The 13,653-nt window shown below is 58.7% G+C and carries 13 protein-coding genes; 4 read left to right on the top strand and 9 right to left on the bottom strand.

Going from position 1 to position 13,653, the window contains the following annotated elements; translation table 11 throughout:
- Window positions 1-151: 151 nt before the first annotated feature.
- Entirely contained in the window at window positions 152-1,609 is a 1,458-nt protein-coding gene (locus PVA19_RS09280) for a L,D-transpeptidase family protein (protein ID WP_274102159.1), read from the top strand.
- Between the two features lie 103 nt (window positions 1,610-1,712).
- Here PVA19_RS09280 and PVA19_RS09275 read toward each other — a convergent pair whose 3' ends face one another.
- Both PVA19_RS09275 and PVA19_RS09270 read right to left on the bottom strand, forming a co-directional pair.
- On the bottom strand, window positions 1,713-2,942 hold the full coding sequence (locus PVA19_RS09275; RefSeq protein ID WP_274102158.1) for an MFS transporter: 1,230 nt from the start codon (window positions 2,940-2,942) through the stop codon (window positions 1,713-1,715).
- Window positions 2,943-2,990: 48 nt separating this feature from the next.
- Entirely contained in the window at window positions 2,991-3,611 is a 621-nt protein-coding gene (locus PVA19_RS09270; protein WP_112521416.1) for a TetR/AcrR family transcriptional regulator, read from the bottom strand.
- A 166-nt stretch (window positions 3,612-3,777) separates the two neighbouring features.
- Between PVA19_RS09270 and PVA19_RS09265 the strand changes: the two genes are divergently transcribed.
- Window positions 3,778-4,074 (top strand): type II toxin-antitoxin system HigB family toxin, encoded by a 297-nt coding sequence (locus PVA19_RS09265; protein ID WP_062426487.1) that lies wholly within the window; start codon window positions 3,778-3,780, stop codon window positions 4,072-4,074.
- The gene (locus PVA19_RS09260) at window positions 4,074-4,469 is read left to right on the top strand and encodes a helix-turn-helix domain-containing protein (protein WP_274102157.1); all 396 of its coding nucleotides are present in this window, start codon (window positions 4,074-4,076) and stop codon (window positions 4,467-4,469) included. Before PVA19_RS09265 ends, PVA19_RS09260 begins: the two co-directional genes overlap by 1 nt.
- A gap of 91 nt (window positions 4,470-4,560) precedes the next feature.
- On the opposite strand, the gene PVA19_RS09255 is transcribed toward PVA19_RS09260, so the two are convergent.
- The 7 genes from PVA19_RS09255 to PVA19_RS09225 form a co-directional block, all read right to left on the bottom strand.
- On the bottom strand, window positions 4,561-5,271 hold the full coding sequence (locus PVA19_RS09255; RefSeq protein WP_062598612.1) for a ParA family protein: 711 nt from the start codon (window positions 5,269-5,271) through the stop codon (window positions 4,561-4,563).
- Window positions 5,272-5,417: 146 nt separating this feature from the next.
- Window positions 5,418-5,894: a VOC family protein gene (locus PVA19_RS09250; RefSeq protein ID WP_274102155.1), complete on the bottom strand. Its 477-nt coding sequence runs from the start codon at window positions 5,892-5,894 to the stop codon at window positions 5,418-5,420.
- Between the two features lie 132 nt (window positions 5,895-6,026).
- Complete coding sequence (locus PVA19_RS09245) at window positions 6,027-7,172, bottom strand: iron-containing alcohol dehydrogenase (protein WP_274102153.1); 1,146 nt, start codon at window positions 7,170-7,172, stop codon at window positions 6,027-6,029.
- Window positions 7,169-8,557, bottom strand: a complete 1,389-nt coding sequence (locus PVA19_RS09240) for an aldehyde dehydrogenase family protein (protein WP_274102152.1) — start codon at window positions 8,555-8,557, stop codon at window positions 7,169-7,171. Before PVA19_RS09240 ends, PVA19_RS09245 begins: the two co-directional genes overlap by 4 nt.
- Window positions 8,558-8,574: 17 nt before the next feature.
- Complete coding sequence (locus PVA19_RS09235; protein ID WP_062426482.1) at window positions 8,575-9,942, bottom strand: glutamine synthetase family protein; 1,368 nt, start codon at window positions 9,940-9,942, stop codon at window positions 8,575-8,577.
- A 72-nt stretch (window positions 9,943-10,014) separates the two neighbouring features.
- Window positions 10,015-11,529 carry an amino acid permease gene (locus PVA19_RS09230; RefSeq protein WP_112956747.1) on the bottom strand — a complete coding sequence of 505 codons (1,515 nt, stop codon included), beginning with the start codon at window positions 11,527-11,529 and terminating at the stop codon, window positions 10,015-10,017.
- Between the two features lie 195 nt (window positions 11,530-11,724).
- The gene (locus PVA19_RS09225) at window positions 11,725-12,498 is read right to left on the bottom strand and encodes an N-formylglutamate amidohydrolase (protein ID WP_274102150.1); all 774 of its coding nucleotides are present in this window, start codon (window positions 12,496-12,498) and stop codon (window positions 11,725-11,727) included.
- A 177-nt stretch (window positions 12,499-12,675) separates the two neighbouring features.
- Between PVA19_RS09225 and PVA19_RS09220 the strand changes: the two genes are divergently transcribed.
- Window positions 12,676-13,557 (top strand): MurR/RpiR family transcriptional regulator, encoded by an 882-nt coding sequence (locus tag PVA19_RS09220; RefSeq protein WP_062426480.1) that lies wholly within the window; start codon window positions 12,676-12,678, stop codon window positions 13,555-13,557.
- Window positions 13,558-13,653 lie beyond the last annotated feature (96 nt).

The following is a 13,653-nucleotide window of genomic DNA, read 5'->3' as shown; positions in this document are numbered from 1 at the left end:
GTAATATCTGTGATGCTATTGACGCAAGTTCACGCAAAAGCGATCGCAAGGGCCAGAAATTAAGATTGCATTAACCGCGAATTCACCTTTTTCACAATAGGGTCAAGATTACCGTGTGTTTATTGGGACTAACCCAAGGGATCGCAAGAACGTGAAACTTTTTCTTAACGCCGTGTTCTGTCTGGCAGTCGCAGCATCGCCGGTGCTTGCACCGTCGCACGCCTCCGCACAGCAGCGCTATGTCACTCAGGAACAGGGCGTCCTGGTCGCGCCAGACGGCACCGTTCTCGACTATCTGCCGAACCCGAATGATGTGGTCATCAGCCGGGACCGCATGGGCCGCACCGTCTATTACGACCGCTATGGCAACCTCGTCGGCACGCAGATGCCGGGCGGCGCTCAACAGCAGCGGCAGGCGCCGCGCGACCCTTACCAGGCGCAGCGAGATCCCTACTACAGCGAACCCGACACCTATTATCCCCCGCCGCCCGGCGGATACCGCGAGCCTGAACAGCCGCGCCGCAGTTATGGCTATCAGGAGAATCAGCGCCTTCAACAGGGTAACGGCCAGTACCGCGACTACCGCGAGTTTCGCAATGATGGCATCGGCGACGATGTCTATACCGGCTCGGTCGAGCCCCAGCGCGGCGATGTCGAAAGCGGCCCTCTGAGCCAGCCGATGCCGGGCGAGAGCACGACAGCCGCCGTGCCACAGCCGGATCATCTGATCGAGCGTAACCAGCCGGTCACCGCACCGGTCAACCGCTCACGCCAGGAAATCGTCGCTCTTCAAGTCTTTCTCGACCGCGAGGGCATTTCGCCCGGCGTCATCGACGGCAAGATGGGTGACAACGTCAACAAGGCCATTTCCGCGTGGCAGGAGATGACCGGCGAGCGGCTGGACCCGAACAACACCGACGACATTCTCGAGCGTCTTCGTAACAGCGGCGGCATGGCGATCGTCGACTACACGATCACCGCAGCAGATGCGGCAGGCCCCTATGTCGCTTCCATCCCGGATGACTATGCCGCCAAGGCTGAGCTTCCCGCCATGTCCTACACGTCCACCACGGAAGCGCTAGCCGAGCGATTCCACATGGACGAGACCTATCTGAAGGAACTCAACCCCGGCGTTGATTTCACCGTTCCCGGCACGATCATCAAGGTTGCCAATCCGGGTGAACCAAAGAAGGGCCAGGTCGCGCGCATCGTGGCGCATAAGGGCATCAAGCAGGTCTTCGCGTACGATGAGGGCGGCACGCTGATCGCCGCCTATCCGGCGACCATCGGGTCTTCGGACACGCCGTCCCCGAGCGGCACCCATACGGTAGAGCGTATCGCGCTCAATCCGGGCTATACCTACAACCCGAAGATCAACTTCCAGCAAGGCCAGAACACCCAGATCCTGCAGATCCCGCCAGGGCCGAACGGCCCCGTAGGGACGGTATGGATCGCGCTTTCCAAACCTACCTACGGCATCCATGGGACGCCGGAACCTTCGAAGATCGGCAAGACCAACAGCCATGGCTGTATCCGCCTGACCAACTGGGATGCCACGGAGCTTGCCAAGATGGTCCGCCCCGGTGTCGTGGTAGAATTTGCCGAGTAGTATCCGGTTCCGCTCAGCAAAAATCCCCGGCTAGGTCATGGCCGGGGATTTTTCGTTTGAGCGGCTCGTTTGACTCAGCAGATGATCGAGACCAGCCGAAGCCTCAGCCCACTCTCACTGCCCGCTGCTCACTTCTCCGCTCTGTCAGGAAGAAGCCGAGAGCCATGACCGGCAAGGCGAAACCCAGCCAGGACGCCGCTGTCCACTGTCCGTGGGAATAGGCCCAGCCGCCAAGCGCCGATCCGACCGCACCGCCCATGAAGAAGGTTGCCATGAAGACGCCGTTGAGGCGGCTGCGGAACTCTGCGCCGAGCGCAAAGATGGCACGCTGGCTCAGCACCAGATTGGTGGTGACGGCAAAGTCCAGGATGATGGCGGCGACGACCAGCAGCGCCAGAGACAGACGGGATCCTTCCGGCGCGATATGGGTGACGAGGAAAGACGTCGCAGCCGTGATGAGCGCAAAGAGCGTTGCCCCCCATGTCCAGCCGCGATCCGCGACACGTCCAGCGATGGGAGCCGCAATCGCACCGGCCGCACCCGCCAAGGCAAAGAGCGCGATTTGTCCCTGCGTCAGTTGGAAAGCCGGGCCGCTCAGATAAAGCGGCGTGGTCGTCCAGAACAGGCTGAAGGCGCCAAACATCGCTGCCTGATAGGCAGACCGCCGCTGCAGGATCGGTGTCGTGCGCGCAAGCTCCGCCATGGATGCCAGAAGCGCGCGATAGGGCAGCTTCGCGTCCGGCATGCGCCGTGGCAGCTGCCGGTAGAGCACCATCGCCAGAATACCCATCGCTACAGCAGAGACCAGGAAGACGCCACGCCAGGAAACAAACTGCGAGAGAACACTGGAGACCGGGCGCGCCAGCATGATGCCGACCATCAAGCCGCTCATGACATTGCCGACGACCCGTCCGCGGATCGCAGCCGGCGTCATATGCGCAGCGAAGGGCACGATCATCTGTACAGCCACCGAACTGACGCCGACGAGGAACATTGCAAACAGAAAGGGGCCGGCATGCGGCGCGAGCGCCGCGGCAATCAGAGCCAGAACCGCAGTCGTAACGGTGCCGACGATCAGCTTGCGATTTTCCACCAGATCGCCGAGCGGCACGACGAACAGAAGGCCAAGACCATAGCCGATCTGGGTCAGAGTCACGATCAATCCAGTCGCTGCCGCTGACAGGCCGAGTTCAGGGCCGATCACGCCCGCCAAGGGCTGCGCATAATAGATGTTCGCTGCCACGAGCCCACAGGCGCTCGCCAGCAAGGAGATCATGGCGGACGACATCGTCTCTGCCGCCGTTTCATTCGTGTCGACAGCTTTCAAAGCCATAACGTCACTCCAAATTAGGAAACAACCATTTCCAAATTAAACAAAAGATCAATCGAAAATCCGCATGGCGGCATCCACGACCGACGACATATCCTCCCGTGAGGGGCCGGTCTTGCCGACAACCCGCATTCCATACAGCAAGCAGAGTGCCGTCTTGGCCAGAACGTCCGCATCGCCCCGACCCGTAACAGAGCCATCCGCCTGCCCTTCCCGCACAAGGCGGGCCAGTATCTTCTCGCGCGCCTCGATGGCGCTCCTCACCACGCGCGCCACATCGGCATCCAGCGACGCCAGATCGGCGGCAGCCCCGACGATCAGGCAGCCCTGTTCACCGGACGAGCCCGCCGAGTTGCCGGCATAAAACTCCATCGCCGCCCTCAGCCTCTCGCGGCCGTTTTCCCCGGCCTGCACCTTGGCCTCGAACCGCTTCGTCTGCACCAGCTTGTAGCGCTCGACCGCAGCGATATAGATATCCTTCTTGTCCTTGAACGCCTTGTAGAGACTACCCTGCGTCAGTTCCATCGCCTCCGTCAGATCGCCCACCGAGGTCGCATGGAAGCCACGCTCGGAAAACACACCAATCGCCCTGTCGATAGCGGCATCGACATCGAACTCGCGCGGTCGGCCGCGCTGGCGATTGGGTAATGGCGAGGAGGCAATCTCTGTCATGGATCGAGATATAGGAAATGATCGTTTCCAAATCAAGCAAAAGTTTTCAGCCTTCGTCATGGAACGGCCTCCTCACAGAGAATTCCCCTTGTCAAAAACGCCACAGAACGTTCCCGATTTGGGAATTTTCTTGCCCGAGCGTGCCCTTTGTGTTACATGGTGATGCATGCAGATCATCGCCAAATCGACGTTGAAGGCCTTTTGGGAGCAACACTCCCAAGCTGAAACTCCGCTGAGGACGTGGCATGCAATTGTCAGCAAAGCGGACTGGACTGGCCCCTCGGATGTAAAGGCCGCATTTGGCGCTACGGTCGATTTTGTTTCGGACAACAGGATCATATTCGACATCGCGGGAAACAAATATCGACTGATCGTGCATGTTGCTTATGCGTATAAACGGGTCCTGATAAAATTCATCGGCACCCACAAGGAATATGACAAAATCAACCCGGAGACAGTGTAATGGATAACATTCGCGCCATCAGGAACAATGATGACCTCGCATGGGCCATTGCCGAGGTCTCACCCTACTTCGATAATCCGCCGGAACGGGGAACGCCTGAAGGGGAACGCTTCGATATTCTGGCGGCTCTCATAGAGGCCTATGAAGATACGTACTACCCGATCGATGCGCCTGAACCGGTGGAGTTAATAAGGTCGCATATGGAGATGACCGGGCGGACACAGTCGGATCTCGGCGCGCTTTTCGGCTCCCGCTCTCGCGCATCTGAAGTGCTGAACAAGAAGCGCGCCCTGACCGTAGACATGATCTATAAGCTTCATAAGGAATGGGGCATTCCTGCAGATTGTCTGGTGAAGCCCTATCATCTCGCAGCCCAGCAAAGGGACGTGGCGTAAGTCAGAGTACCCCCGTTGTCGTGGAAGCGATCATAACAGGGGCACGGCAAACCAGGACGGTGAGCGCCCTAGCTTGCATCGCAGTTGCCTATCATGCAGCCCTGCGGCCGAACCTGAAATCCCGGCCAGAACGAACGACACGTGCCGGGAGAAGAGCCAGCACCTCGGTAGCGAAGAGCCGCACATTCTCCAGCGCCTTGTCGACATTGCTGACCTTCTGACAGTCGAGCGCGGCAATCGTGCCGCCGTGGTCGAAGATGTCGCGGAAGGCAGCACGTTCGGCAATCGGTGTGTTGAGCACACGCACGTTGCGGCTTTCGAGCAGCATCTTCACCTGAAGCAGCGCACGCGTGCTGACCATGGCGTTGACGCGCGTCAGCACGACGGAATGATCGATCTTTCGGCCCATCTTCGCGTCGAGAAATGCCAGATGGTCAAGCACCTCCGCTGCACCACGGGCGTCCATGGCGGAACCCTGCACAGGGATCAGTACATGATCTGAAATGCCGAGCGCCATCGTCAAGAGCGGGCTCTTGGTGCCAGGCAGATCGATGATGAAACAGTCGGTATTGGACCGGTTCTCACGGATATGGCCTTCCAGCGAGGCCATCGTCACGTTTGATATGACGCTGAGATTGTTGATCGAGCCGGAGATTTCAAACCAGTGCGAAATCCAAAGCTGCGGGTCGGCATCGAGAACGGTGACGCGGTGGCCTGTGCGGGCCAGTTCCGTTGCGAGCAGAAGAACCGCAGTGGTCTTGCCGGCCCCACCCTTTGTGTTGGCGAATGTGATGACTGTCATGGTGACCCCGAGATGTCAGAGCCTTTGTAATGCGATGCTCTGGAATGCACCGAAGCATGGTGCTTGAGAGAGTGTTAACCAATATGGTTAACAAATTGGAAACACCTCTGAAGCACATCATCTTAGGCCGATACCGGTGACAAGGGTCAGTCGCCGCGGCGCGCAGCCTCGATCCTTGCCACATCGATTTTCTTCATCGTCATCATCGCCGCGAAGGCGCGCTTGGCCTCCCGGCCGCCTGCAGCCAACGCTTCGAGCAGCGTGCGCGGCGTGATCTGCCAGGAAATGCCCCACCGGTCCTTGCACCAGCCGCACTCACTTTCCTGCCCGCCATTGCCAACGATGGCGTTCCAGTAGCGGTCGGTCTCCTCCTGATCGTCGGTTGCGATCTGGAAAGAAAAAGCTTCGCTGTGTTTGAAGGTCGGGCCACCATTCAGGCCGATGCAGGGAATTCCTGCGACGGTGAATTCCACCACCAAAACGTCACCTTGGCTGCCACTCGGATAATCGCCCGGCGCACGCGTAACTGCGCCAACCGAACTGTCCGGAAAAGTCTCGGCATAGAACCGTGCCGCAGCCTCGGCGTCTTTGTCGTACCAGATACAGACCGTATTCTTGCTCATGATCCTTCCTCCCGTGGAAGAAAGGATCGTAGCGCGTTTATGAGAATATGGCGATATTGGAGGATGGAGCCTGCACTTTGGTACCGGCAGGAAATGGACAAGGCGGGACGCGTGACGTCCCGCCTCCATCAATCAGAAACAAGCCTCGAACAAGGCCTTGGTGTTCTCCAGCGTCATCTCGACCGGGTTGCCACCGCAGCTCGGATCTTTGATCGCCTCAGCTGTCAGCTCGTCGATCCGATCCGGCTTGATGCCCATGGCCGTGAGATTGTCCGGCACACCAAGTTCCTTGCGAAGCTCCAGCACGTAATCGTAGAAGCCGTCGAACCCACCTTCGATCCCGAGATATGCAGCCGCACGCACGATCTTGTCTTCGATCGCCGGACGGTTGAAGCGCAGCACGGCAGGCATCACCACAGCATTCGTCATGCCGTGATGGGTATTGTAGACAGCGCCAATCGGATGCGACAGCGAATGAATCGCGCCGAGACCCTTCTGGAAGGAGACCGCACCCATGGCGGCTGCCGTCATCATGTTGGTGCGTGCTTCAATATCCGTGCCGTCCTTGTAAGCCCGAGGCAGGAACTCCTTGATCAGCCGCAAGCCTTCCAGGGCAATACCCTGGCTCATCGGGTGATAGAAGGGCGAGGAATAGGCTTCCAGGCAATGGGCAAAAGCGTCCATACCGGTGCCCGCGGTGATGACCTTCGGCATGCCAACGGTCAGGTCCGGGTCGCAGATGACGACGCCCGGCAGGAATTTCGGATGGAAGATGATCTTCTTCACATGGGTCTTGGAGTTGGTAATGACGCTCGCGCGTCCCACTTCCGAACCCGTTCCAGCCGTCGTCGGCACCGCTACGATCGGTGCGATCCCATCGGAATTGGCACGCGTCCACCAGTCGCCGACATCTTCAAAGTCCCAGACCGGCCGCGTCTGCCCGGCCATGAAGGCGACAGCCTTGCCGAGATCAAGGCCCGACCCGCCGCCGAAGGCCACGACGCCATCGTGACCGCCATCCTTGAAGGCCTTCACACCCGCCTCGAGATTGATCTCGTTCGGGTTAGGATCGACGTCGGAGAAGATCGCGCGGCCAAGTCCATTCTCGTCAAGAATATCCAGCGCATGGCCGGTGATCGCCATGCCGGCAAGACCGCGATCCGTGACCAGAAGCGGCTTCTTGATGCCGAGCGTCTTGCAGGCATCCGCCAGTTCCTTGATGCGGCCACGCCCGAGCTTGATGGGGGTCGGATAGCTCCAGTTTGCGACGATGTTCATTTCGTGACTTTCTTCAGATGGTATGATTTTGGACGTGTCAGGTTCTGGAAGCCGATGACGGAGAGCGAACCGCCGCGTCCGGTTTCCTTGACGCCTGTCCAGCAAAGCGCCGGATCGAGATAATCCGCACGGTTCATGAAGACGGTGCCCGTTTCGATCTCGCGGCCGATGCGCCCTGCCCGTTCGGCATCCTGGGTCCAGAGCGAGGCGGTCAGGCCATATTTGCTGTCGTTCATCAGCCGGATGGCTTCCTCGTCATTCTTCACCTTCATGATGCCGACAGCCGGGCCAAAGGTCTCTTCCGTCATGAACTCCATGGAGTGATCGACATCGATCAGAACTTGCGGCGCAACATAGGCGCTCTCGCCGTCATCAGCGGCGAAGAGCTTCGGATCGACGAGCGCCTTGGCACCCTTCGCAACCGCGTCGGCCAGTTGCTGGCGCACCACCTTGGCGAAACGCTTGTTGGCCATCGGCCCAAGTGTCGTTTCCTGCTCCAGCGGGTTGCCAAGCTTGTAGTTCGAAACCCAGGCAACGGACTTTTCGACAAAGGCCTCGTAGAGCGCTTCGTTGACATAGATACGCTCGATGCCGCAGCAGCACTGACCGGAATTATAGGTCGCACCATCCATCAGCGTATCGACCGCCGCATCGAGGTCGGCATCTTCCATGACATAGCCTGGGTCCTTGCCGCCAAGCTCCAGTCCAAGACCGGTAAAGGTGCCAGCCGCCGCGCGCTCGATGGCGCGCCCGCCTTCCACCGATCCGGTGAAATTGACGAAGTTGAACAGCCCTTCTGAGATCAGTGCAGACGTTGTCTGGTGATCGAGGAAGACATTCACAAACACATCATCGGGAACACCCGCCTCGACAAAAGCGCGCACCATGCGCTCGCCGACAAGAAGCGTCTGCGCCGCATGTTTGATGACGACGGTATTGCCGGCCATCAGCGCTGGCGCCACCGTGTTGATCGCCGTCATATAGGGGTAGTTCCAAGGCGCGATGACGAAGACCACGCCATGCGCTTCGCGCTCGATGCGGCGTTCGAAATTGCTACTCTCCTCGATCACAAGCGGCGCCAGTGCGTCGGCGGCAATCGAGGCGACGTAATTCGAGCGTTCGTTGAAGCCTTTGAACTCCCCGCCATAGCGAACCGGGCGGCCCATCATGTGGGCCAGTTCCGGTACCACCTCATCCACCATTTCGTTGAGGCGCGCCACGCCCTTCAACACCAGTTGAACGCGTTCTTCCAAAGGGCGGCGTGCCCACGCTTTTTGCGCAGCCCGCGCCTTCAACACAGCGCCGCGCGCCGCATCCAGCGACATCGCCTCCCGTTCGGCATAGACCGAGCCGTCGATCGGCGAGATATTCTGGATCATGACCATGATATGTTCCTAGCCTGTTATGCTCTTTCGAAACCGCGCGCGACTTCCCAGTCGGTCACGCGGCGATCATATTCTTCCTGTTCCCACTTTGCAGCACGCACATAGTGGTCGATCACGTCGTCCCCGAAAGCTCCGCGCAGCATGGCGGAACCGTTCAGGTGATCCGTGGCGTCGCGAAGCGTTTTCGGTATCTCCCGAACTTCCTTGCCACCATAGGCGTCGCCGACGAATTGCGGCTCAAGTTCCATCTTCTTCTCGATGCCGTCAATGCCGGCCGCAAGCAGTGCTGCCATGGCAAGATGCGGATTGAGATCGGAGCCACCCACACGGCACTCGATGCGAATGCCCTTGGTGCCATCGCCGCACAGACGATAGCCGGCCGTGCGGTTGTCCATGCTCCAGACTGCCTTGGTCGGCGCAAATGTGCCGGCCATGTAACGCTTGTAGGAGTTGATATACGGCGCAAGGAAATAGGTGATCTCGCTGGCATGCGCCAGAAGCCCCGCCACATAATGCTTCATCATCTCAGACATGCCGTGATCAGCATCCTTATCGAAGAACTTCGATGTCTTGCCATCCAGGCTCCAGAGAGACTGGTGAATGTGCGAGGAGCTGCCAGCAGCGCTATAGTTCCACTTGGCAAGGAAAGTCACGGACTTGCCCTTGGACCAGGCGATCTCCTTGGTGGCATTCTTGATGATGGCATGGCGGTCGGCCATGGTCAGTGCGTCGGCATAGCGCACGTTGATTTCTTCCTGACCGGCGGACGCTTCGCCCTTGGTGTTTTCCACCGGAATGCCAGCCCCTTGCAGACCGTTGCGGATGGCGCGCATCACCTCTTCTTCCTTGGTGGTCTGGAAGATGTGGTAATCCTCATTGTAGGCGCTGGCCGGATTGAGGTTGCGATAGCCGCTGGCACGTACCGACTCGAAACTCTGGTCGAAGAGGAAAAACTCAAGCTCGCTTGCCATATAGGCTTTTAGCCCCATGGCCTCGAGCCGGGCCACCTGGCTTTTCAGCATCGCACGCGGCGAATGCGGGACTTCGGCATGGGTGTGATGATCATAGGCATCGCAGATAACCAGCGCTGTTCCTTCCAGCCAAGGCACCCGACGCAGCGTCGCCATGTCCGGCTTCAGCGTGTAGTCACCGTAGCCTTTCTCCCAACTCGTGGCTCTATAGCCGGGGACGGTCTCCATCTCCATGTCGGTGGCGAGCAGATAGTTACAGCAATGCGTTTCATCATACGCACTCTCGACAAAGAACTGCCCTTGGAACCGCTTGCCCATCAGGCGACCCTGCATATCCACGAGGCACGCCAGAACCGTGTCGATGCGCCCTTCGGCGACATCCTTCTTCAACTCGTCGAATGTGTAGGTCGTCATGATCTCGTTGTTCCCTATGTTGGTTTTTGTCAAAGGGCGGCCCTAAGAGCGCCGCCCTTCTCTTTTTGATCTTCAGGCTTTCGCGGCAGAAGCTTTGAGTGCAGCCTGCTTGTGCTCCATCGCAAACTCTTCCTCCGGCGAGAGGATCAGGCGATGACGACCGATGATGGCGAAATAGGCGATCGCCACGGCAAACCAGATCGCCACCCACAACACACCCTTGGTGAAGTTCGGGTCCTGCACCTGATAAAGCAGTGTCACGACGGCGATGATGATGGTGAGCACCGCACCTGGAACGCCAAGCGGCGAACGGAATGGCCGTTCGATATGCGGCAGGTTCTTGCGCAGCAGAATGAAGGAGATCGCCTGCATGATGTAGGAGAACATCGCGCCGAACACGGCCATGTTCAGCAACACGCTGCCGATGATGCTGCCGCCCTGCTCCGCACCGAGTGCGAACCAGATGATCATCATGACGCCCAATCCGACGATCGCACCCGTTAGCATGGCGACATGCGGTGTCTTGAACTTGGCATGGGTGATGGACAATGCTGTCGGGAAATAGCCAGCGCGAGAGAGCGAATAGATCTGCCGCCCCTGCGCATAAAGGATGGTGTGGAAGCTGGCGATGAGGCCGGTCAAAGCCACCAGACCCAGCAACACCACGCCGCTATCGCCATAGACCGCCTTGAAGCCATCCAGCAGCGGCTCCAGCGCCGAACTGAGGTGGAATGCGCCGACGCCGGGAAGCGATGGATTGAGCAGCACGATCATGAAGGCGGAAACCATCAACGTGATGATGCCGAGAATGATGCCCTTCGGCATGTCGCGCTTGGGATCGACCGACTCTTCGGCTGCGAGCGGCAACTGTTCGATCGCCAGGAACAGCCAGACGGCAAATGGAAGTGTCGCCAGAACGCCGGAAATGCCGAACGGGAAGAAGGAGCCATTGCCCTCCGGCAATTCGACCGCCTTGCCATCCGGCCCGACGCCGATATTCAGCGCCCAGCGGGAGAAATCGATATTGGGAATGGCGCTGATCCAGAAAAACACCAGAACGCCGAGCGAAATCAGCGTGATGACCAATGTCACCTTGAAGGAGAGCTCAAGTCCGAAGACGTTGAGCGCCAGGAAGATGATGTAAAACAACACCCACAGAAGCGGCGAATAGGCCGGATCGAGCCCTAAAATGGAATTCACATAGGCCGTGATGAAAGTGACGATGACGGCGGGGGTGAGAACATATTCGACATTTTCGCAAAGCCCGGTAATGAAGCCGCCCCAAGGCCCCATCGCAGTCCGCGCAAAAGAGTAAGCCGCACCGGTGTGCGGCAACGCCGGGCTCATTTCCGCAATGGAAAAGGTCAGGCCCAGATACATGATGGCGATGATGATACCCGCCACCAGCATGCCGCCCCAGCCGCCGGTCGCAAAGCCGAAATTCCAGCCGGAAAAATGTCCGGAAATGACGGCGCCGACGCCGAGCGCCCACAGCGACCAGACGCCCGCGTAACGCGATAGTCCACGCTTTTCGAAATAGGATGCGTCCGCCTTTTTATAGCTGACGCCGGATGATGAACTGTCCATGCCTTGTCTCTCCTGATCAAGAAAAAAGCAGGCAGTCAGCCGGATTGGCCGATTTTGCCCCAGTTCGGCTGGCGGGACCTTCCCACCGGCCGCATGCATCTGCTGTTCCCTATCCCGTCTGGCGCGCGCCATTTTTGGCGTTCTGGACCACACGGCACATTATTCTTCGGCAGGGTAACCTGCCGACATCCAAGTCTAGTCTCCTATGCTGGCAAGCGCTCTTTCGAGGCTTTCCCCCAAATAGTCGGCAGCGGCACGCTGTCCCGCCTCGTCTGCGATGAGATCGTTGCGAACTTCGATCATCACATTCAACAGACCTTCCGGCAGCGCGTGCAGACGAAGCGTGTGGGTTACGCCGTCCTCCGGCCCGTAGGGCTCATTGCGCTCAACCTTGAAAGAGGCGCCTTCCCGGTCGGCGAGCATCGCATCGGCCAGACGCGAGTCCCTGTCATGCAGGATGCCGATTTCCACCTCGCGCACCCGCCCATGATAGACCGGCGTAAAACTGTGAATGGTCACGATGACACTCTCAATGCCGAGGATCTTCCTCTTTTCGACGAGGCTGGACACGGCTTCATGGAACGGGACGTAGAGGGCGGCAGTTCGGAGAAACCGTTCGGCCTCATCCAGATCGGCGTTGCCCGGAATGTCATAGATCTCGCTTACGACCGGCATGGCGGAGGCCGATTCCGGTGGACGATTGCAGTCATAGATCAGCCGCGAAAACCGCTGGAAAACGAGCGCTGCATCGAGCTTCTGAGATAAAAGACGCGCCACCGCGAGCGCGCCGGGGTCCCAGGCAATGTGGCTCGACAAGACATCCTCGGCAAGACCGAGATCGCCATAACGGGCGGGAAGCGTTTTCGAGGCGTGCTCGCAGACGAGCAGCACCCGGCTTTTCCCCATTTCGTTTTCCACCGCGACTGCGTCACCTTCGTCGGCGTGGAAAAATTGCGAACGAACCGTCATGGTCGTACCCCATCTGGTTTTGCCGTTCCCCAACGACGCGAAGAGAATTCTTCACATATCCCGAAGTGTCAAATGGATTTTTGAAATTTTCTCTTCATTTTTCCGATTGACTTCGGCGTGACTGCGTATCTTAATCTTGCGCAAAACCCGGTGACAAAACCGGAAAAGGGGAAGAATTTGAGCAACACGTCGTCTGCGACGGTGTCGGAGGTCATCCAGACCCACTATGAGGGTTTGACGCGCGCCGAAAGGCAGCTCGCGGAGAGCCTGCTCGCGAATTACCCCGTGTCCGGCCTCGGCAGCATCACAACTGTCGCGGAAAATGCTGGCGTCTCCACCCCGACCGTTGCCCGCATGGTGCAAAAGCTTGGCTACAAGGGTTACCCCGAGTTTCAGGCAAGCCTTCACCAGGAGCTCGAAGCCACCATTTCCAACCCGATTGCCAAGCATGACAGATGGGCAAGCAACGCGCCGGGCTTGCATATCCTCAATCGCTTCGCCGCTGCCATCACCAACAATCTGCGCGACACGCTGAGCGATCTGGACACGGCCGATTTCGACAATGCGGCCGCATTGCTTTCGGACCGGAAGCGCGGCATCTATTTCGTCGGTGGGCGCATCACCGGCGCGATTGCGGAATATTTCTTCACCCATATGCAGGTCATTCGCCCGAAGACGGCGTTGATGTCATCCAACTCCAGCTCATGGCCGCAATATATGCTGAACATGAGCGCCGGCGACGTGTTGGTGATCTTCGACATCCGTCGCTACGAGCAGGATATGGTGACGCTCGCCCAGGTGGCGCATGACAACGATGTCAGCATTCTTCTGTTCACCGACCAGTGGACATCGCCTGTCTCCCGCTTTGCCAAACACACCTTCCGGGTGAAGATCGAAGCGCCTTCGGCATGGGACAGCTCGGTCGTCACCCTCTTCGTCGTCGAAGCGTTGATCGAGGCGGTGCAGAGCAATGGATGGGACGAAACTCGCCAGCGCATGAACGCGCTTGAAGGCCTTTTCGAACAGACACGCCTGTTCAGAAAACCCGATCGAGGGTGACAAGCCGGACGATCGAAACCGACTGAGGGACAAAAGGGAGAAGACGCAAGCAGAACGACAAATGTCGCACACACCGCAACATGACAAAAAAGTGAC

Origin of the sequence: Agrobacterium sp. CNPSo 3708, from assembly GCF_028674915.1 — a bacterium.
GTDB lineage: Bacteria > Pseudomonadota > Alphaproteobacteria > Rhizobiales > Rhizobiaceae > Agrobacterium > Agrobacterium cavarae.
The sequence above is the reverse complement of the archived record's forward strand: the minus strand, read 5'-3'. Positions and strand labels throughout refer to the sequence as shown.